This window comes from Janthinobacterium sp. ROICE36 (assembly GCF_002869965.1).
Taxonomy (GTDB): Bacteria; Pseudomonadota; Gammaproteobacteria; order Burkholderiales; family Burkholderiaceae_D; genus Janthinobacterium.
On the sequence record NZ_PEBS01000033.1, the window covers coordinates 29,292 to 49,850 of the forward strand.

Here is a 20,559-nt window from a genome sequence, read left to right on the forward strand (position 1 = left end):
CGGGGCTTGCACGTTGGCGCACTGCGCCTGGCCTGATTATTGGAAGTCATGGAATACAGTCCTCCGCCACTTTTCAAACAAGGCGCCTCCGCCCGCGTCAAGATGATGGTGTTCGCCGGCATTTCTATCGCCCTGTTGCTGGTCGATTCGCGCATGCACGCGTTGACGGCCGTGCGCCAGGCAGTCGGCACCGTGCTGTATCCGGTGCAGATGGCGGCCCTGGTGCCACGCGACGTGGCGCTTGGCGTCGGCAACTACTTTTCTTCGCTGTCTTCCCTGGAAAAACAGGTGCGCGACCTGAAGCACGAACAGATCGCCTCGGCGCAGATCATGCAACAGGCGCAGCTCAACATCGTTGAAAACAAGCACTTGCGCAAGTTGATGGAAGCGCGCGAGCGCGTTCCCGTCAAGACCATGATGGCCGAAGTGCTGTATGACACGCGCGATTCGGCCGCGCGCAAGATAGTGCTGGACCGGGGCATTCAGAATGGCGTCGAACTGGGCCGTCCCGTAATCGACAACCTGGGCGTGGTGGGACAAGTCACGCGCGTGTTCCCGTTCACTTCGGAAGTGACCTTGTTGACCGATGAAGAACAGGCCATTCCCGTGCAGCTGCTGCGCAATGGCGTACGCAGCGTGGCCATCGGCCGCGGCAAGTCCGGCACCATGGAATTGCGCTTCACCGCCCCCAGTGCAGACATCCAGATCGGCGATATCGTCATTACCTCTGGCCTCGATGGCCTGTATCCGGCCGGCCTGGCCGTGGCGCGCGTGACCCTGGTCGAGCGCAATGCGCACGGTCCATTTGGCCGCGTCGTGTGCCAGCCGCTGGCCGGCATCGAACGCAACACCCAACTGCTCATCTTGATGACGTCGCCCGAGATCCCACCGCGTCCGCCAGTCGAAGACGTCAAGACGGGCCGCAAGATCGCCGGCAAGATGGCACCCATCAAAGACCCGGCCGCCGCCGCCACACCCGCAGCAAAACTGCCAGCCACGCCTGCCGTCGTGCCGAAACCGGCCGTGGTACCTGCCGCCGTGCCACCGAAGGAGCCGACACGATGAACCGCCCGCATTACATCCTGCAGCCGGTCAGTCCCCTGTTCATCGGTTTTTCCCTGCTGTGCGCTTTTCTGCTGAACCTGCTGCCATGGGGGCAGTTCGTCGGCGTGCCCGATTTCGTCGCCCTGGTGCTGGTCTTCTGGGGCATACACCAGCCGCGCAAGGTCGGCATCGGTGTGGCGTTCTTCATGGGTTTGATGATGGACGTGCACGACTCGACCCTGCTGGGCGAGAATGCGCTGGCCTACACCTTGCTGTCCTACTTCGCCATCATGATGCACCGCCGCGTGCTGTGGTTCCCCATCCTGACGCAGGCGCTGCATGTGCTGCCGCTGCTGCTGCTGACGCAGGCGCTGCAATTGCTGACGCGCCTGATCGTCTCCGGCCGTTTCCCAGGCTGGCTCAATTTCATCGAGAGCTTCGTCGCCGTCGTCCTGTGGCCTTTCGTCACGTGGCTCTTGCTGGCGCCGCAGCGCCGTGCGGTGGACCGCGACCATAACCGGCCGATTTGACGGGCGCCTGCCATGACTGAACTTAAGAATACCGAGCGCGAACTGCATTTTTTCCGCATGCGCCTGACCATCCTGGGCGCGCTTGTCTTCGTCTGCTTTTCGCTGCTGCTGGCGCGCTTCATCTGGCTGCAGGTGATCAAGCACGAGGACTACGCGACCAAGGCCGAAGACAACCGCATCGCCGTGGTGCCCATCGTGCCCACGCGCGGCCTGATCCTCGACCGCAACGGCGTGGTATTGGCGCGCAATTACTCGGCCTATACGCTGGAAATCACGCCATCGAAATTGAGTGCCAGCCTCGATTCGGTGATCGACGAGCTGTCTACTTTGGTGCAGATCGACATCAAGGACCGCCGCCGCTTCAAGAAGCTGCTGGAAGACTCGAAGAATTTTGTCAGCGTGCCGCTGCGCACGCGCCTGACGGATGAAGAAGTGGCCCGTTTCACGGCGCAACGCTTCCGCTTCCCCGGCGTGGAGGTGCAGGCGCGATTGTTCCGCCAGTATCCGATGGGCGAAATCGCCTCGCATGTAGTGGGTTTCATCGGCCGCATCAACCGCAATGAAGCCAAGGCGCTCGATGAGGGCGAGGACGCAGCCAACTACAACGGCACTGACCATATCGGCAAGGAAGGCCTGGAAAAAAGCTACGAAAAGCAGTTGCATGGCACCACCGGCTACGAAGAAGTGGAAGTGTCGGCCGGCGGGCGCGCCATGCGCACCCTGTCGCGCACGGCAGCGACGCCTGGCAACAACCTGATCCTGTCGATCGACATCGAACTGCAAAAAGTGGTCGAGGAAGCGTTTGGCGAATGGCGCGGCGCGGCCGTGGCGATCGACCCGGCCACGGGCGACATCCTGGCCTACGTCTCCAAGCCCGGCTACGACCCGAACCTGTTCGTCGACGGTATTGACCAGCAAAGCTGGAATGAACTCAATACCTCGCTGGACCGGCCGATGGTCAACCGGCCCCTGTCCGGCACCTACGCGCCCGGTTCGACCTTCAAGCCCTTCATGGCGCTGGCCGCACTCGAATTGGGCAAGCGCACGCCGAGCCAGTCGATCTCCGATCCCGGTTTCTTCATCCTGGGCGGCCACACCTTCCGCGACGACAAGGTGGGCGGCCACGGCACGGTGGACATGCATAAGTCCATCGTCGTCTCGTGCAACACCTATTACTATCAGCTGGGCCGTGACATGGGCATCGATGCCATCCACGACTTCATGAAGCCGTTCGGTTTCGGCCAGCTGACGGGCATCGACCTGAATAATGAAAAGACGGGCGTGCTGCCGTCGATAGAATGGAAGCGCAACCGCTTCAAGACGCCACAGCAGAAAAAATGGGTGGGCGGCGACACGATTTCGGTGAGTAACGGCTCCGGCTACAATTCCTATACGCCGCTACAGATCGCCCATGCGACAGCCAACCTGGCCAATAACGGCGTGGTAATGAAACCGCATCTGGTGAAGATCATCGAAGACGCCGCCACGCGTGCGCGCACCCTGACGGTGCCGAAGGAAAGCTACCGCATCGCGCTCAAGCAGGAAAACATCGACGTCATCAAGCGCGCCATGGTGGGCGTGACCAGCGAGCAGGGTGGCACGGCTGCGCGCATCTTCGCCGGCGTGCAGTACACGGTGGGCGGCAAGACGGGTACGGCGCAGGTGGTGGGCATCAAGAAAAACGAGAAGTACAATGCCAAGCTGCTGGCCGAACGCCTGCGCGACAATGCCTTGTTTACGGCCTTTGCACCGGCCGACAAGCCGCGCATCGCCATTGCCATCGTGGTGGAAAACGCGGGCTTCGGCGCCGGCGTGGCTGCACCGATCGCGCGCAAGGCGCTCGACTATTACCTGCTGGGCAAGCGCCCGAGCGACAAGGAAAAGGATACCACCAAGGTGCCCAAGGAAGATGTCGACGAAGTGCGCACTCTGGAAGAAATCACTGACGAGCAGGCCGCCCCGGCCCCGCCTGCCAGGCAATAAGGAAGCACATGCCCATTAACGAAAGGCGCTCGCTGTGGCGGCGCGCCAAACCCTATCTGGCGGTGTTCGATCCGCCGCTGATGATTATCATCCTGATGCTGCTCTGTACCAGCCTGGTGACCCTGTATTCGGCCAGCATCGGCATCCCCGGCAAGATCGAGGACCACCTGCGCAATATCCTGCTGTGCTTTTTCGTCATGTGGGTGGCGGCCAATGTCACGCCGCAGATGATGATGCGCATCGCCGTGCCCGCGTATACGGTATCGGTGATATTGCTGGTGGCCGTGGCGCTGTTCGGCACCATCAAGCTGGGCGCGCGGCGCTGGCTGCATATCGGCGTGATCGACATCCAGCCCTCCGAGTTCCTGAAGATTGCCACGCCCCTGATGCTGGCCTGGTTCTTCCAGCACAATGCGGGCACCCTGCGCTGGAAATCGTTCCTGATGGCGGCCGTGCTGTTGCTGGTGCCTGTCTACCTGATCGCGCGCCAGCCCGACTTGGGCACTGCATTGCTGGTGGTGGCGGCCGGCTTTACCGTCATCTTCCTGGCCGGCCTGTCGTGGAAGGTGCTGGCTGGCTTGCTGATCACCTTTGTTTCCTGCCTGCCTGTCGCCTGGTCGCACCTGCATGATTACCAGCGCGACCGCGTGATGATGCTGATCGACCCGACCAAGGACCCGCTGGGCAAAGGCTTCCATATCATCCAGTCCATCATCGCCATCGGCTCCGGCGGCATGACAGGCAAGGGCTGGACGCACGGCACGCAGGCCCACCTGGAATTCGTCCCGGAGCGCACGACCGACTTCATCTTCGCCGTGTATTCGGAGGAATTCGGCCTGGTGGGTAATCTGATTCTGATGCTGATGTATTTGCTGCTGGTGGGACGGGGGATGATGATCGCCGCCAACGCCCCCAGTTTTTTCACTCGCCTGCTGGCAGGAGCGATAACAATGATTTTCTTTACGTATGCGTTTGTAAATATGGGCATGGTCAGCGGCATCGTGCCGGTGGTCGGCGTTCCCCTGCCTTTCCTCAGCTATGGCGGCACCGCGCTGCTGACCCTGGGCGTGGCCACCGGTATCCTGATGAGCATCCAGCGTCATCGCAAGCTGGTGCAGACCTGATGCGCGCGCCTTTCGATACCTTCGCCATGCGCGGGCTGAATGTTTCCACACTGCTGGCGGTCTTGCTGACCCTGGCCGCCTGCGGCACCACGCCGCAAAAACCCGCGTCGAATAACGTACCGCTGCCGTCAGGAGGCAAGGTCAAGTCCCCCGTGCGCCAGGACCCCACCTTGCCGGCGCTGCCGGCGGCAGGCTCCGGGCGCGGCGGTTACTACAAGGATGACGGCCCGGGCGACAATCCGCCGGCCAACCTGCGCGACGTTCCCGATGCGGAAGTGCGCAACGAGCCGTATTCGACGCGCTCGAACCGTCCTTACGTCGTGTTTGGCAAAACGTACACGCCGATCACCGACAATGAACCGTTCAAGCAGAAGGGCACAGGCACCTGGTATGGCAAGAAATTCCATGGCCAGCGCACTTCGTCAGGCGAAATCTACGATATGTACAAGATGACGGCGGCCCATCCGACCTTGCCGATTCCGTCGTATGCGCGCGTGACGAGCATCGACAGCGGCGAGCAGGTGATCGTGCGCATCAATGACCGCGGTCCCTTCCACGCCACGCGCGTGATCGACGTGTCTTATACGGCGGCGCTGAAACTGGGATTCCTGGGCAAGGGCAGCCACCAGGTGGTTGTCGAACGGTTGCTGCCGGCCGATATCGATGCCATTCTCGCAGCCAGGGCGGCGCCCAAGCCGGTGCCTTCCGTGGTGGCTATTTCCATCGATACGCCGGTGGAAACGGGCGCCGTGGTGCAGCCGGAAGTGACTGCCATGGTTGACGCGACCGTCGCCGCGCCCGCGCCTGCCGCGCTGGCCCGCGGCTTTTATCTGCAACTTGGCGCCTATTCACGCGCCGACAATGCGGAGGCGGGCCGCGCGCAACTGGCGCCCTTTGCGCAGACGCTGGGCACGCTGGACGTGGTGCCAGCGGGTCCGCTGTTCCGTTTGTATGGCGGCCCATTCACCAGCCGCGCCGATGCTGCGCGCGCGGCGGCCAGCTTGCCGGCGTCGGCTGGCGTCAAGCCCATCGTGATCGAACGATGAGCTGCAGCTGTCATTTACAGCTGCGCAGTTCCTGTTCCTCGAACTGCGCGGCGATGCCTGCCAGACGCGTGCGCGTAGCCGCATCGAGGTTGCGGAACTGGTAAGCGAACTGCTTGCTGGCGCTGTAGCGCGGCGTGACGCGGGCGCTGTGCACGCCCTGTTTGTTGAGCGATGCCAGCTGGCTTTGCGCGCTGTTTTCCGACTTGAATACACCCAGGGAAATGCCCCAGCGCAGCGGGCTGCCTTCGTTCATGATGAAATAATTCGTCACGCCCAGCTGCTTCAATTCGCCGGCCTTGCGGTCGGCGCCTTCCTTGCTGCCCTGCGGCGGGATGTACACCATATAGCTGGAAATCTCCTGGCCGGCCACGTTGCGGCGAGACTGGCGGTCGCCCAGGTCCAACGCCGCCACTTGCGCCTCGAAGCGGCGTCCGTCGGCCAGCAGGAAATTACCCACCTCCGTGCAGGCATACGATGGCGGCGCCGCCACCGCAGCTGCCACTGTGGCTGGCGGCGCGGCGGGCGCCGTGGCCTGTTCCTGCGTCAGCAAGGTGAGCTTGCCGGCCTGCAGCTGGTTTTTCAGGCGCGCCGGTTCGCGCGTCTCGCTGCGAAAACTGCCCAGATATCCCTGGCCGATGGCCAGCACTAGCAGGTTGACACCGGCCAGCAGCCAGAAGACAAATTTCAGCATACGTGGTTTCCTTGTATTCCGGCCGCGCCGGTGCGCGCGGCCGCCTGCAGGCCGAGCATGACGATATTGTCCACCAGTTGCAGCGGTACTGTCAGTGCCAGGGCCGGTGCGATACGCGGCGCGGCGCCGCCTGACAATACACAGGCGCTGGCGCCGTGCACGCGCACGGCCCGTTCGATGGCGCCCGCTTGCGCCGCCAGGCAGCCGGAGAGGATGGCGTCGTCCGTGTTGTTGGCAAAGCCGGCCGGCAGCATGGCGTCGCCGGCGATTTGCGGCAGCTGCGCCGTGTTGCGCGCCAGCGAGCTGGCCATCAGCCCCAGTCCCGGCAAGATCATCCCGCCGAGGAAAACGCCATCGGCCGTGATGGCGTCGATGGTGGTGGCGGTACCGCAATTGGCGACGATGAGCGCCTGGCCAGGGGCCAGCGCCCGCGCGCCGATGGCGGCGGCAAAGCGGTCGCAACCCAGCTGCGACGGCACGCGGTAGCCGTTCGTCAATCCGGCCAGCTGCGGCAGCGAGGCAAAGTTGCGCGCAAAGACCGGCAGCATGGCGCGCAGGCGCATGCCGATGATGCTGCCTGCCACGTTCGACAGCAGCGCTTCGCTGATGGAAAGTGCGGCCCACTGCGCGGCCAGCGTGTCGATCTGCGCATGCGTGACGGCGCCGCTGGCCAGCCAACCGCCGGCAGCACTGTCGGCTTCCACGAGTGCCCATTTGATGCGCGTATTGCCGGCGTCGATCAGCAGTAGCATGCGCTTACTCCCCGCTCAGGCGCAAGGACACGTCGCCGGACATGACTTCCTGCAGGCCACCATCGGTGCGCAGCAGCAGGCGGCCCAGGTGATCCACGCCGGCCGCCACGCCTTGCTGTAGCAACTGGCCGTTGTCGAGGATCTTCACGTGCTGGCCCTGCCAGGCGTGCAGCAGGTTCCAGCGTTCGGCAAAGGGCGCAAAGCCCGTGTCGTCGAATTCGGCCAGCACGCCGGCCAGGCGGCTGAGCAGAGCTGCCACCAGCGTATTGCGTTCCATCTGCGCCAGCCAGGGTACGGCCGAGACGCTGCGCCCGATCTGCCGTTCCAGCGTATCAGGCATCAGCAAATTGATGCCGCAGCCGATGACGGCCCATACGCCGTTGCCCTCGGGCGCCTGCTGCGTCTCGACGAGGATGCCGGCCAGTTTATGGCCATCCTTAAGCATGTCGTTCGGCCACTTTAATTGCACCGGCACGCCCAGCGCCGACATGCTTTCGGCCAGCGCCACGCCGACGGCCAGCGGCAGGCCGACCAGCTGATGCAGCGGTCCCTTGAAGCGCCAGGCCAGCGAGAACATCAGGCTGGCATCCGGCTGCGACATCCAGGGCCGCCCGGCACGCCCGCGTCCGGCCGTCTGCTGGCCGGCGACGCGCAGGGTGGGGCCGGCCAGTGTGGCGCAGCGTGCCAGCAGGTCGGCATTGGTCGAGCCGGTTTCGTCGACCACTTCGATGGCCACGTGGGCGGCGCCCGTGGCGCAATGGGCGGCGATGGCCGCGCTGTTCAGGTCTGAGTGCTTCGTCATGGTGGTAAGTTCAGTTGCGCGCCTTGTGCGGCGCATTCGCGAAGGCCCGGTCGTAGACGGCATTGGGCAGCGCGCGCAGCAGCTTGGCGACGACGCCCATCTGCCACGGGATCACGCGGTAGCTGTCGCCACCGGCGATGGCGCGCGCGGCGCGCACGGCGAATTTTTCGGCCGGCATCAGGAAGGGCATGCGGTAGGTGTTGTGGCGCGTCATCGGCGTGTCGATGTAGCCGGGCGTGATGGTGACGACACGGATACCGGCCGGTTTGAGTTCCAAGCGCAGCGATTCGCAGTAGCTGATGACGGCTGCCTTCGAGGCGCTGTAGGCTTCGGCGCCGGGCAGGCCGCGTATGCCGGCCACGCTGCCGATGCCTACCAGGCGCCCGCTGCCCTGGGTTTTCATGGCGGCGATGAAGGGCGCGAAGGTGGCAACGGTGGCCGTGACATTGATGGCCATCAAACGCGCAAAGGCGTCCAGGTCTTCCGCGTGTTCGGTCAGGGTACCGTACGACACGCCGGCGCTGGCGATGACGACGTCGATGCGGCCGGCGTAGCCGATGAAGTCTTGCGCCGCGCTTTTCAGGGCGGCGTGGTCGCACACATCGACGGCGTAGGCGCGGTGGCGTTCAGGGTGGGGCAGGGAGGCGATCAGTTGCTGCAGTGCGTCGCCGCGGCGGGCCAGCAAGCCCAGTGTGGCGCCCTGGCGCGCGTACTGCAGCGCCAGGGCTGCGCCCAATCCGCTCGACGCGCCCGTGATGAAAACGCTGTGCATCAGGCGATGCCCGGGCGCGCCAGGGAAGTGGCCATGTTTATTTCTTTTCCGCTTTGGCTTTCGCGACCAGCACGTCCATCACGGTGAGCGCCTGGGAGTTAAGCTGCTCTTCGTTCTTGGCCGACTTGCTGCCCTGATCGGCTTGCGACGGCGAGGTGATGTAGCGGCCATCGATGGCGATCATGGGCCAGAACGTCACGTTATAGCCCTGCATCATGGCGTCCGCACGGCGCACGCGGGCCGAGATCCCCATCGAACGGTAAGTGTCGATGAACTTCTGGCGGTCCACGCCCTGTTTGGCGACGAAGTCGAACACGGCGTCGTCGGTGGCCAGGCGGTTGCGCTCCACGTGCATGGCGTGGAAGACGCCGGTGTGCAGCTTGTCGAGCAGGCCCATGGCTTGCAGGGTGAAGAACAAACGCTGTTGCGGCGCCACGCTGTCATCGCGCGACACATGCACGCGCTTGAAGACGATATTGTCCCCCTGCTTCTTGACCCAGGCCGCCAGTTGCGGTTCGAGCACGTTGCAATGCGGGCAGTAATACGCGAAAAATTCCGTCACTTCGATTTTCTTGCCCGATTCCGTCGCTTGCGGCGTGGCCAGGGTTTCGTATTCGACGCCGTCTTTCGGCTCGGCCGGCGAGGCCGATGCGCCCATGGCGGCAGTGCATAGAGCGGCGGCGAACAGGATTTTCTTCAGAAAGCGCATGCTTGTTCCTTATTTTTGGTTGCGGACGACGGCGACATCAATGCCATTTTCAGACAGCTTGGTGCGCGCGCGGTTCATCGCTTCGAGCTGGTTGAACGGTCCGATGCGCACGCGGTGCAGCACGCCGGCATCGGTGCTGCGGTCGCTGATGGCCGCTTCGAAGCCCAGCAGCGCCAGTTTGCCGCGCGTGCTTTCGGCGTCCGACATGTCATGGAAGGCGCCGGCCTGCAGATAATAAATCCATTTGTCGCTGGCTGCATCGGCCTTGGCCTCTTTCACATCGGCCTTGGCTTGCGGCGCAGGGGCGGCGGCCGGCGTTTTCGGCGACGGCTTGTCCTTCAGGCTGCCGATCAATTCCTGCAGTGCGTCCGGCGGCGGCGCCTTCGGCTGCTGCGTGGCTGGCTGCGTCGGCGTGACGATCTCGCGCGGCTCCTTGGAAAAGTCGCGCGCCGCTTCCTTGGCAGCTTCCTTGTTGCCGTACATCGGCTTGTTCGGGTCGGAGATCTGGCCGGCGGTCGGTTCGGCCGATTTGCCGGCCTTGCCCGATTTGTCGGTGAAGGGCGAAGCGCCCTTGGTGATCACCAGGGCGACCACCACGGCGATGCCCAGGCCGATGACCAGGCCGATGATGATGCCGACCAGCGTGTTGCCCTGCTGGCGCCGGGTCGAAGAGAAGCGGGAAGCGCGGGGGGAAGCATGACTCATTGACGGTTTGACCTTCACGATTACATTTTGTTTGGCGCGGACACGCCGATCAGTGCCAGGCCGTTGCGCAATACCTGGCGCGCGGCGATGACGAGGGCCAGGCGGGCCATCTTGACGGCTTCGTCCTCGACCAGTACTTTTTCGGCGAAGTAGAAGCTGTGCAGGTTGGCGGCCAGGTCGCGCAGGTAGAAGGCGACTTGGTGCGGACCCAGTTCCGCTTGCGCGCGCGCCAGCGTTTCCGGATAGGCGGCCAGGGTCGCCAGCAGGGTCGCTTCGGTCGGTGCCGTCAGGGGAGACAAGTCAACGTTGGCGACCGTGCTGGCATCGCCACCCCAGTTTTCCAGGATGCGGCAGATGCGCGCATGCGCGTACTGCACGTAATACACCGGGTTTTCATCGGTGGTTTTCAGCGCCACGTCGACGTCGAAGACGAATTCCGTGTCGGCCTTGCGCGAGATCAGGAAGAAGCGCACGGCGTCGCGGCCCTTGGCGATGTCGCCGCCGCCCGACCATTCGATCAGGTCGCGCACGGTCACGTAGGAGCCGGCGCGCTTCGAGATTTTCACTTCCTCGCCGTCCTTCATGACGGTGACCATCTTGTGCAGCACGTAGTCTGGGTAGCCTTGCGGGATGCCCATGTCGACCGCCTGCAGGCCGGCGCGCACGCGCGCGATGGTGCCGTGGTGGTCGCTGCCCTGGATATTGATGGCCTGCACGAAGCCGCGCTGCCATTTCACCATGTGATACGCCACGTCCGGCACGAAATACGTGTAGCTGCCGTCCGTCTTGCGCATGACGCGATCCTTGTCGTCGCCGTAGTCGGTGGTGCGCAGCCACAGCGCGCCATCCTGCTCGTAAGTGTGGCCCGCCTTGACCAAGGTTTCGACCGCGCTATTGACCTTGCCGTCCGCGTACAGCGAGGACTCGAGGTAGTAATTGTCGAACTTCACGCCGAAGGCCTGCAAGTCGATATCCTGCTCGTTGCGCAGGTAGGTGACGGCGAAGGGGCGGATCGAATCGATGTCGTCGATGTTGCCATTGGCCGTCGCTGGCAAGCCATCGCTGGCCGAGACGGTCTTGCCGGCCTGGAAATCGTTGGCGATATCGGCGATGTAGTCGCCGTTGTAAGCCGGTTCGGGCCATTCGGCGTCGCCCGGCTTGAAGCCGCGCGCGCGCGCCTGCACGGAATTGGCCAGCGTCTGGATCTGCACGCCCGCGTCGTTATAGTAAAACTCGCGCGTCACCTTGTAGCCTTGCGCGTCGAACAGCGACGACAGCGCGTCGCCCAGGGCCGCCTGGCGGCCGTGCCCCACGTGCAGCGGGCCGGTCGGGTTGGCCGAGACGAATTCCAGGATGACTTGCTTGCCGGCGCCTGCCGTGCTGCGGCCATAGTTGTCGGTTTCGCTCAGGATGGTCTTCACCACGGCCTGCTTGGCGGCGGCGGAGACGCGCACGTTGATGAAGCCGGGGCCGGCGATTTCCACTGCCTCGATCAAGCCCTTGCCAGCCGGGTTGGCCAGCACGGCCGTGACGATGGTTTGTGCCAGTTCGCGGGGATTCTGTTTCAGCTGCTTGGCCAGTTGCATGGCGATGTTGCAGGCGACGTCGCCATGCGATGCATCGCGTGGTCGCTCGAGCACCACGGATGGCGTCAGCGATGTGCCGGCCAGGACGGGAACGAGGGCGGCCTGGAACAGGGCGATGATTTCTTGTTTCTGTTGGGCGAGCATGAGCAGGATGGCGGTGGAACCGCGTTAAGAATGAATAGAATGAATCAAAAAGCAAAACGGACGGCAATTACCCAAGCCGCCCAGACTGCGTTAATTATACTGGTTTGCCGGCGGGAACAATACGCTTGCCGGCAAGGTCCCCGTGCCGGCGCATTTCACGATATTATCAGGACAACATGTCGATGTTGGTGCATGAAAACATCAGCATGGCGCATTCTGCTTGTATATATGCAGTTTTTTGCCGCAATTTACATTTATCAGTGCAATCGCTTGGGCCAGAGGGCGCCACAAACGCTACAATCGACCCTTTATTGATGACGCGCGGCCGCGCCTTTGCCACCAGGCAGCCTGCCGCGCGCAGCCACACCGGATAATTATGAACAAGCGCCCCACGCTGAAATTGAAAACCAAGCCGGCGCCAGGCCAGGCTCTTGCCCCTGCCGCACCGAAATTGCGTCCCAGCTACCATCCCGACCTGAAGCCGGTCTTGCAGCCTGGCTTCCAACCCGATTTGCGCGTCGACTCGCTGGCATTTTGCCTGCTGGGCGCCGCCAATGCCGTGGCGCAAGTGCGCACGGGCACGGCCCTGCCGCAGGCGCTGGCCAAAGTGTTTGCGCAGTCGAATGCCAACCCGCAGGCGCGCGGCGCCATCCAGGATATTTCCTACCGCACCATGCGCCAGCTGGGCCGCAGCGAAACCCTGGTTGGCCTGATGACGTCGAAGGCGCCCGAGCCGCCGATGCTCGCTGCGCTGCTGTGCTGCGCGTTGTCCTTGATGTCGGCCGAGCCGGGCGAGCAGCCGTACGAAGAATTCACGGTCGTCGACCAGGCTGTCACGGTGGCCACCTCGCACCCTGACCTGGCGCATGCCAAGGGCATGGTGAATGCCGTTTTGCGGCGTTTCTTGCGCGAGCGCAAGTCCTTGCTGGAAGCGGCCCTGCAGCAACCTTTGGCGCAATGGAATTATCCGCAATGGTGGATCGATTCGCTGCGGCTGGCCTATCCGCGCGACTGGCAAGCCATTCTGACAGCCGGCAATGCCGTGCCGCCACTGACCTTGCGCGTGAATCGCCGCAAGAGCACGGTGGAGGCGTATCTGGCCGTGCTGTCCGAGGCGGGCATTGCCGCGCGCCAGGTGGGACCGTTCGCCGTACGGCTGGACAAGCCCATCGGCGTGGCGCTGATTCCCGGCTTCGAGCAGGGCGTCGTCTCCGTGCAGGATGCCGGCGCACAATTGGCCGCACCGCTGCTCGATTTGCAAGATGGCATGCGCGTGCTGGACGCCTGCGCGGCACCGGGCGGCAAGACGTGCCACATCCTGGAACTGGCCGATGTGCAAGTCACCGCCATCGATGCGGACGCCAAGCGCCTGCCGCGCATCGCGGAAAACCTCGAGCGCCTGGGCCTGGACGCCACCTTGAAGGCGCAGGATGCGCAATCGAGCGCGTGGTGGGACGGCCAGCAGTACGACCGCATCCTGGCCGACGTGCCGTGCACGGCCTCGGGCATCGTGCGCCGCCATCCCGACATCCGCTGGTTGCGCCGCAAGGGCGATGCGTTCCAACTTGCAACACTTTCCTCCAAAATTCTGGACAACCTGTGGCAGATGCTGCGCCCCGATGGTAAATTGCTGTTCGTGACCTGTTCATTGTGGCCGCAAGAGTCCGAGGCGCAGGCGGCGGCATTTGCGGTGCGTAATAATGCGACCCGATTGACAGCGCCTGGCCAGCTGTTGCCGACTGGCAGCGCGGAGCAGGACCACGACGGTTTGTTCTATGCGCTATTCCAAAAAAATGCGGCTTGAGCGATTCGTCGAACCTTTTCCTACGGACACTACTGGCACACTTGTGACAACACGACTCTTCCGACTCCCGGCCCTGCTGATGCTGCTGCTGATGCTGGCATGTAGCATGCCACGCGCGCATGCCGCCGACATGGTCGAGATCACCCGTGCCTACATCGAGTCGAGCGAAGAGGGCTACAAGCTGGCTGCCACGTATTCCTTCGAACTCAATCACGACCTCGATGATGCCGTGCAGCATGGAGTGCCGCTGTATTTCACGACGGAAATCGAACTGACCCGGCCCCGCTGGTACTGGTTCGATGAAAAAGCCATCGTGGCACGCCAGACGAGCAAGCTGTCTTACAACGTGCTCACGCGCCAGTATCATGTGTCGGGCGGTGGCTTGCAGCAAAGTTTCCCTACGCTCGACGATGCACTCTTCCTGATCCGCCGTCCCAGCCGCTGGCTGGTGGCGCGGCGTGGCGAGCTGAAAGTGGGGCAGACCTACAACGTCACCTTGCGCATGGGCATGGACCGCGACTACCTGCCCAAGCCGATACAGGTCAATGCCTTCAATAACAGCGACTGGCGCCTGGCTTCGAATAAAAAAACCTTCTTGTATACGGCGGAGTAGTGAGTCAAGCATTGCGCTATCTGCTGGTGGTGGGCGGCGGCATTGTCAGTATCCTGCTGTTCCTGCTGGCGTCGGCTTCCGATAATTCCGGCTTTTTCGACCGCTATTACACCTGGCTGCTGGGCCTGAATGCCGCCGTGGCAGTGGCCCTGCTGGCGCTGGTGGGCATTTCCCTGGGCCGCCTGTACGCGCGCTACAAGAGCGGCAAGTTCGGCTCCAAGCTGATGACACGTTTGGTGATGCTGTTCGCCGCCGTCGGCATCTTGCCGGGCCTGGTGATTTTCCTTGTCTCTGTGCAATTCGTTTCCCACTCCATCGAATCGTGGTTCAACGTCAAGATCGAAGCGGCGCTGGAATCGGGCATTGAGCTTGGCCGTGCCGGCCTCGACGCGGCCCTGGTCGAACTGGACCACCGGGGTCACAAGGCCGTCGATGAGCTGGGCGCCGACCCGGTGGCCGGTCCGGCCGTGCTGACCAGCCTGCTGCGCGAAGAGGGCATGCAAAATGTCATGATGGTCAGCGGCGATGGCGTGCTGCTGGTCAGCGCCGGGCCGCACAGCGCGGCTGACTTGCCCACGCCGGCCATGCTGGTGCAGGCCGCCACGCCGGCCGGCTATGCCTCCGCCGAAGGGGGGCTGGAGTTGCACGACGATGGCACGGAGTCGGGCGGTGGCGGCTTCCGCGCCGGCACGCCGGCATCGCTGGAAACGACGGCCAGCCTGCGCCTGCGGGTGCTGGTGGCCGTGCCGGGTCCCTCCGTTTCGCCCCGCTACCTGCAATTGCTGCAAGCGGTGCCGCCCAAGCTGGCGACGAATGCCGAGGTGCTGCGCGCCGCCTACAGCGAATACAAGGAACGTTTCGTCGCGCGCGTGGGCTTGCGCAAGATGTACATGGAAATCCTCACCTTGACCTTGCTGCTGGCCATTTTTGGCGCCATCGGCAGCGCTTTCCTGATCGCGGGGAAACTGGCCCAGCCCCTGCTGCTGCTGGCCGAAGGCACGCGGGCCGTGGCCGAAGGCGACCTGTCGCCGCGTCCCATCGTCGCCACCAAGGATGAACTGGGTACCCTGACGCAGTCGTTCAACATCATGACGCGCCAGTTGCTCGATGCGCGCACGGCAGTGGAAAGCAACCGCGCCGCGTTGCAAAATGCCAAGGCCCACCTGGAATCGGTGCTGGCGAACATGTCGGCCGGCGTGATGGTGCTCGACGGCGATTTCAAGCTGGTGACCTGCAATGAATCGGTCGAGCGCATCCTGCAGCATGCGGGCATGAGCATGGTGGGCCAGCCGTTGGCGCATATTGCGGGGATGGAAGAGTTTGGCTCGGCCATCATCAGCGCCTTCACGGCGCAAAGCGCGCAATCGGCCTCGGGCCGCAACCAGCAGCGCCTGCATTGGCAGCGCCAGATCGAGATTCCGCGCCGCCTGGGCAGTAGTGCCGACGAGCATGACATCACCCTGCTGGCGCGCGGTTCGCGCCTGCCGCTGGAGTCCGGCAGCGGCTACATCGTCGTCTTCGATGATATTTCCGACGTCATTTCTGCGCAGCGCTCGATCGCCTGGGGCGAGGTGGCGCGCCGCCTGGCGCATGAAATCAAGAATCCGCTCACGCCCATCCAGCTGTCGGCCGAGCGACTGCAGATGAAGCTCGAAGGCAAGCTGGAACAGCCCGATGCCGACCTGCTCAACCGCGCCACCACCACCATCGTCAAGCAGGTCGATGCGATGAAGCGCATGGTCGATGACTTCCGCGACTATGCGCGCACGCCGCCGGCCGTGCTCACGCCGCTGCGCCTGAATGAACTGATTGAGGAAATCCTGAACCTCTACCTGCGCGGCGATGATGGCGACATCATCCACCCGCTGCTGGCGCCGAATTTGCCGATGGTGATGGGCGATCCGACCCAGTTGCGCCAGGTGATCCATAACTTGCTGCAGAACGCGCAGGACGCCATGGCCGACCTGCCGCCGGACTCGCCGCATCCGCGGATTGACGTAAGGACGGAAGCAATTCATTATCGCAGTGCGGACGGCGGCGTGAATATCGCCGTGCGGCTGGCCATCAGCGACAATGGCCCTGGTTTCGCGCCAAAAATCCTGGCGCGCGCCTTCGAACCCTATGTGACGTCGAAGGCGCGCGGCACGGGATTGGGCCTGGCGATGGTAAAGAAAATGATCGATGAACATGGTGGACGCATCGATATCGAGAACCGGGTCGACGGCAATGGCGCTTCGGTAGTCATTTTGCTGTTAAAGTTAGCTCCCGACACTCCTGCCCAGGAATTCCTGGCGTGAGGGTCTGGTTTAGTATTTAAAACACTAATAAAATCATAGCTGTCCGCCGTGTGCATCTTGTGCGCGAGGGCTGGCGAAATGAGGAAGGCAAGACACGAATGGCAAACATACTCGTAGTGGATGATGAAATGGGTATCCGTGAGTTGCTCTCGGAAATATTGGGCGACGAAGGACATGCTATCCAGCTGGCCGAAAATGCGCAGCAGGCGCGTGAAGCGCGTGCCGCCGGTGCGCCGGATCTGGTATTGCTGGATATCTGGATGCCCGACACCGATGGCGTGACCCTGCTCAAGGAATGGCAGCGCGACGGCTTGCTGACCATGCCGGTGATCATGATGTCGGGCCACGCCACCATCGATACGGCGGTCGAGGCGACGCGCATCGGTGCCATGAACTTCCTGGAAAAACCGATTGCCCTGCAAAAACTGCTGAAAGCAGTCCAGCAAGGCTTGACGCGGGCACAGGAAACCGTGCGCGCGACTAGCGTGGCGCCGCGTCCCGTGGCACCCGTGGTGGCAGAGGAAAACAGCCATCCCGTGCCCAGCTTTGGCGGCAGCGCGCCGCAACAGCTGATGGTGCGCCCAGGCATCGCCGTACCGGCGGTGGCCGAAGGCCATGGCTACAACCTGTCGTTCGACTTGCCGCTGCGCGAGGCGCGTGACGCGTTCGAGCGCATGTACTTTGAACACCATCTGGGCCGCGAAGGCGGCAGCATGACCCGCGTGGCGGAAAAAACGGGCCTGGAGCGCACGCATTTGTACCGCAAGCTGAAACAGCTGGGCGTCGAACCGGGCAAGCTGGCCAAGAAAAACCTGTGACGGCAGCCGTGCGGCGTCCGACGCCGCTGACCCTGGTCAGCGGTGGACGCGCCGCCGAGCGCGAGGCAGCCATCGCGCAAGCCTTGGCGCCGGACGAGCCGGCCGCCGTGATCCTCGAGGGATTGGCCGATGGCAACGCCATCCTGGCCGACCTGGCCGAGCAAGTTTCCCCTTCTCTCTCTTCTCCATTGCAACTATTGCGCATTGCACCCGGTTGCCTGTGCTGCAGCGGCAATCTCGTATTGCGTGTAACATTGAATCGTCTGCTGCGCCATCCCCCCGCGCGCTTGTTCATCAGCCTGGCCGACGCCTCGCACATCGAACAATTGCGCACCTGGCTCACTGCCAGTCCCTACGATGCCCTGCTGGCGCTGCAAGCAGACATACAGGTTTCCTGAGCACGGTTTCCTGATGATTTCCTGATCGACTTACCGCAGTCGCCATTTGCATCTCGTTACAACTGTGCAGCCCGCCGGGTGGCCTGGCGCTTGAAATGGCGCCGCATAGCCCCACCTCTGTTCTGAAACCGCAGGAGCTTCTCCTGCCTGAGCGAAGGATGCAAAATGAACCTGATCTATAACAGCGAGCAATACAGCGTCGTGGAATTCGGCGTCGACGTCGACCTGGAAGCCCTGCGTTTTGGCGGCTATGAAATCGTCGACAAGGGCGGCAAGCGTGAAACGTTTATCGCCGGCATCCTTGCGCAAAACTTCCGCCGCGACGTCACGGAATTGATCGCCAGCGAACCCAGCATGGAAGAGATCGATGACTTCTTGGGCAGCTATGATTCCCTCATGAGCCAGCCGGTCCTGTTGCACTAAGGTGATGGCCATCGCCACCATACCAATCCGCCGGGCGGCATGGTATGGTGGCCGTGTTATCCCGCCGCAAACAGACCATGTGCCAACTTCTCGGAATGAATTGCAATGTCCCCACGGACATTGTCTTTAGTTTTACCGGCTTCGCCATGCGCGGCGGCCAGACCGATACCCACCATGACGGCTGGGGCATCGCCTTTTTCGAGGGCGCCGGCGTGCGCCATTTCGTCGACCACCAGGCGGCCATCGCTTCGCCCGTGGCCGAACTGATCAAACGCTATCCCATCAAGTCGCGCAATGTCATCGCGCATATCCGCAAGGCCACGCAAGGCCAGGTGGCGCTGGAAAACTGCCACCCCTTTGTGCGCGAACTGTGGGGCCGCTACTGGGTCTTTGCCCATAATGGCGATTTGAAGCAATTCCATCCTGTGCTGACGGGCAGTTACCGCCCCGTCGGCTGTACGGACAGCGAACTGGCCTTCTGCTATTTGCTGCAGGAGCTGCATGCGCGCTTTGGCGACGCCCCGCCGGCATTGCCGCAACTGCATGCCGCCCTGGCGGAGTTGTTGCCCTGCATCGCGGCCCACGGCACCTTCAACATGATGCTGTCGAGCGGCGAGGCGCTGTTTGCCCATTGCTCGACCAGCTTGCACTATCTGGTGCGACAACATCCGTTTCCAACTGCTAAACTCTCCGATGAAGACCTGAGCGTGGACTTTTCCCAGGTGACGACGCCCCAGGACCGCGTGGCCGTGATCGTTACCCAGCCGCTGACGACGAATGAGCAATGGACGGCGTTTGCGCCGGGCGAATTGAAATTATTTGTCGATGGGATGGTGCAAGATACGCCAGCGTCCTAATTTGTTGACGACAATACGCTTGATTGCTGCCAAAATACCCACAGCGCGGGCGAAATTCAGCTAAAGTATTGTCAATAGTGAACCTTGATGCGGGCGCCGCGCGGCCGGTGTCACTCGACCTGATTGATGAAGACTTAATGATCGATATTTCCAGCAACGACATCACCCCGAAACCCTTGCGCGTGCGCGAGTTCTATCTGGGTCGACAACCTATCCTTGACCGCAGTCAAGCCCTGTTTGGCTATGAGTTGCTATTTCGCAACGCCCCGGTCGGTCCCGCCAACATCACCAGCGACCTGTCCGCCACGGCGTCCGTGATCGCCCACGCTTCCCAACTGGGCATGGAAAAGGTCATCGGCGACGCACTCGGTTTCGTCAATGTCGATGCCGACGTGATCATGAGCGACATCTTCGTTTTCTTGCCGCGTGAAAAAGTCGTGCTGGAAATTGTCGAATCGATGCCCGTCACGCCGGAAGTGCGCGCGCGCATCAGCGAACTGGTGAGCCATGGCTTCAGCTTCGCGCTGGAAAACGTGGTGGCCGACACGTCGCAAGTACAGCAGCTGTTGCCTCTTGTGCAATATGTAAAAATGGACATGAGCACGGTCGACCCGAAGGTGCTGGCAGCGCTGGCCCCCCGTTTCAAGCAGGAGCAGAAGAAGCTGGTGGCGGAGAAGGTTGAGACGCGCGAAGAATTCAAGTCAGGCCTGGACCTGGGCTTCGATTATTTTCAGGGTTATTATTTTGCCAAGCCCGCCATCATGACGGGCAAGAAACTGTCGCCGTCGCAACTGGCCGTCATGGAGCTGATGACCCTGGTTACCTCCGACGCCGACAATATGGATATCGAGCGCGCCATCAAGCGCGACGTGTCGCTGGCCCTGAACCTGCTGCGTCTGGTCAATACGCCCGCCGTGGGTGCGCGTCAGCGCATCGATTCGCTGAGCCAGGCCGTGACCGTGCTGGGCCGCCGCCAATTGCAGCGCTGGCTGCAAATCATGCTGTACGCGGAGCCAAGCAAGCGCGGCCATAGCATGACGCCGCTGCTGATGCTGGCCACCACGCGCGGCCGTTTGCTGGAGCTGCTCGCGCATAAACTGCGCCCGAACCACGCCCACTCGGCCGATATCGCGTTTACGGTCGGCATCATGTCCCTGATGGATACCCTGTTCGGCGTGCCGATGACGGAAATCCTCAGCCAGATCGAAGTGATCGATGAAGTGGCCGAAGCGCTGCTGTCGCGCGAAGGTTTCTACGGCGACCTGCTGCGCCTGGCCGAGTGCATCGAGCGCATCGAAGACATGGAAGGCGAGATCGTGCCGACCTTGCGCGACCTGGCCATGTCGCCGGACGACCTGGTGGAGCTGGAAATGGCCGCCTACGAATGGAGCGACAATGTGGTGAGGTATGCGCTGTAACTGGCGCCTCCCGTAATGTAAAAAACCCTGCACGGCGTCGCCG

At 62.8% G+C, this 20,559-nt stretch carries 20 protein-coding genes; 13 read left to right on the plus strand and 7 right to left on the minus strand.

The genetic code is table 11. The annotated features are described in order from the left end of the window. Positions 1-48: 48 nt before the first annotated feature. From mreC to CSZ94_RS14825, 5 genes are read left to right on the plus strand one after another with little or no spacing between them, the layout of a single operon-like run. On the plus strand, positions 49-1,065 hold the full coding sequence (gene mreC / locus CSZ94_RS14805; protein WP_102122200.1) for a rod shape-determining protein MreC: 1,017 nt from the start codon (positions 49-51) through the stop codon (positions 1,063-1,065). Beyond that, complete coding sequence (mreD, locus tag CSZ94_RS14810; RefSeq protein ID WP_102122201.1) at positions 1,062-1,574, plus strand: rod shape-determining protein MreD; 513 nt, start codon at positions 1,062-1,064, stop codon at positions 1,572-1,574. Before mreC ends, mreD begins: the two co-directional genes overlap by 4 nt. Positions 1,575-1,586: 12 nt before the next feature. Further along, entirely contained in the window at positions 1,587-3,557 is a 1,971-nt protein-coding gene (mrdA, locus tag CSZ94_RS14815; RefSeq protein ID WP_102122202.1) for a penicillin-binding protein 2, read from the plus strand. 8 nt (positions 3,558-3,565) lie between these two features. Then, positions 3,566-4,681, plus strand: coding sequence for a rod shape-determining protein RodA (gene rodA / locus CSZ94_RS14820; RefSeq protein ID WP_102122203.1), 1,116 nt, complete (start codon positions 3,566-3,568; stop codon positions 4,679-4,681). After that, positions 4,681-5,727 (plus strand): septal ring lytic transglycosylase RlpA family protein, encoded by a 1,047-nt coding sequence (locus CSZ94_RS14825; protein ID WP_102122204.1) that lies wholly within the window; start codon positions 4,681-4,683, stop codon positions 5,725-5,727. The genes rodA and CSZ94_RS14825 overlap by 1 nt, the downstream gene beginning before the upstream one ends. 10 nt (positions 5,728-5,737) lie before the next feature. Here CSZ94_RS14825 and CSZ94_RS14830 read toward each other — a convergent pair whose 3' ends face one another. The 7 genes from CSZ94_RS14830 to argS are packed head-to-tail and all read right to left on the minus strand — an operon-like array spanning position 5,738 to position 11,888. Continuing rightward, positions 5,738-6,418: an SPOR domain-containing protein gene (locus tag CSZ94_RS14830; RefSeq protein WP_102122205.1), complete on the minus strand. Its 681-nt coding sequence runs from the start codon at positions 6,416-6,418 to the stop codon at positions 5,738-5,740. After that, entirely contained in the window at positions 6,412-7,170 is a 759-nt protein-coding gene (locus tag CSZ94_RS14835; protein WP_102122206.1) for a type III pantothenate kinase, read from the minus strand. The genes CSZ94_RS14830 and CSZ94_RS14835 overlap by 7 nt, the downstream gene beginning before the upstream one ends. 4 nt (positions 7,171-7,174) lie before the next feature. After that, a complete protein-coding gene (locus CSZ94_RS14840; protein WP_102122207.1) occupies positions 7,175-7,972 on the minus strand; it encodes a biotin--[acetyl-CoA-carboxylase] ligase in 798 nt (265 codons plus the stop codon). 10 nt (positions 7,973-7,982) lie between these two features. After that, the gene (locus tag CSZ94_RS14845; RefSeq protein WP_102122208.1) at positions 7,983-8,744 is read right to left on the minus strand and encodes an SDR family oxidoreductase; all 762 of its coding nucleotides are present in this window, start codon (positions 8,742-8,744) and stop codon (positions 7,983-7,985) included. A gap of 37 nt (positions 8,745-8,781) precedes the next feature. After that, positions 8,782-9,453, minus strand: a complete 672-nt coding sequence (locus CSZ94_RS14850) for a thiol:disulfide interchange protein DsbA/DsbL (protein ID WP_102122209.1) — start codon at positions 9,451-9,453, stop codon at positions 8,782-8,784. A 9-nt stretch (positions 9,454-9,462) separates the two neighbouring features. Beyond that, positions 9,463-10,158: an SPOR domain-containing protein gene (locus tag CSZ94_RS14855; protein WP_102122210.1), complete on the minus strand. Its 696-nt coding sequence runs from the start codon at positions 10,156-10,158 to the stop codon at positions 9,463-9,465. 20 nt (positions 10,159-10,178) lie between these two features. Beyond that, the gene (argS, locus tag CSZ94_RS14860) at positions 10,179-11,888 is read right to left on the minus strand and encodes an arginine--tRNA ligase (RefSeq protein WP_102122211.1); all 1,710 of its coding nucleotides are present in this window, start codon (positions 11,886-11,888) and stop codon (positions 10,179-10,181) included. Between the two features lie 376 nt (positions 11,889-12,264). On the opposite strand from argS, the gene rsmB reads away from it, so the two are divergent. The 8 genes from rsmB (at position 12,265) to CSZ94_RS14900 (ending at position 20,516) form a co-directional block, all read left to right on the plus strand. After that, complete coding sequence (gene rsmB / locus CSZ94_RS14865) at positions 12,265-13,692, plus strand: 16S rRNA (cytosine(967)-C(5))-methyltransferase RsmB (RefSeq protein WP_102122212.1); 1,428 nt, start codon at positions 12,265-12,267, stop codon at positions 13,690-13,692. After that, positions 13,664-14,305: a DUF4390 domain-containing protein gene (locus CSZ94_RS14870; RefSeq protein WP_102122213.1), complete on the plus strand. Its 642-nt coding sequence runs from the start codon at positions 13,664-13,666 to the stop codon at positions 14,303-14,305. Before rsmB ends, CSZ94_RS14870 begins: the two co-directional genes overlap by 29 nt. Next, complete coding sequence (locus tag CSZ94_RS14875; protein ID WP_102122214.1) at positions 14,305-16,602, plus strand: sensor histidine kinase; 2,298 nt, start codon at positions 14,305-14,307, stop codon at positions 16,600-16,602. The genes CSZ94_RS14870 and CSZ94_RS14875 overlap by 1 nt, the downstream gene beginning before the upstream one ends. Positions 16,603-16,700: 98 nt before the next feature. After that, positions 16,701-17,420: a response regulator gene (locus CSZ94_RS14880; RefSeq protein WP_102122215.1), complete on the plus strand. Its 720-nt coding sequence runs from the start codon at positions 16,701-16,703 to the stop codon at positions 17,418-17,420. Continuing rightward, positions 17,417-17,818, plus strand: coding sequence for a GTPase (locus CSZ94_RS14885; RefSeq protein WP_102122216.1), 402 nt, complete (start codon positions 17,417-17,419; stop codon positions 17,816-17,818). Before CSZ94_RS14880 ends, CSZ94_RS14885 begins: the two co-directional genes overlap by 4 nt. Positions 17,819-17,983: 165 nt before the next feature. Beyond that, the gene (locus CSZ94_RS14890; RefSeq protein ID WP_102122217.1) at positions 17,984-18,241 is read left to right on the plus strand and encodes a BTH_I0359 family protein; all 258 of its coding nucleotides are present in this window, start codon (positions 17,984-17,986) and stop codon (positions 18,239-18,241) included. Between the two features lie 77 nt (positions 18,242-18,318). Beyond that, positions 18,319-19,098 (plus strand): class II glutamine amidotransferase, encoded by a 780-nt coding sequence (locus CSZ94_RS14895; RefSeq protein WP_102122226.1) that lies wholly within the window; start codon positions 18,319-18,321, stop codon positions 19,096-19,098. 137 nt (positions 19,099-19,235) lie between these two features. Further along, complete coding sequence (locus CSZ94_RS14900) at positions 19,236-20,516, plus strand: EAL and HDOD domain-containing protein (RefSeq protein ID WP_102122218.1); 1,281 nt, start codon at positions 19,236-19,238, stop codon at positions 20,514-20,516. Positions 20,517-20,559: the final 43 nt, after the last annotated feature.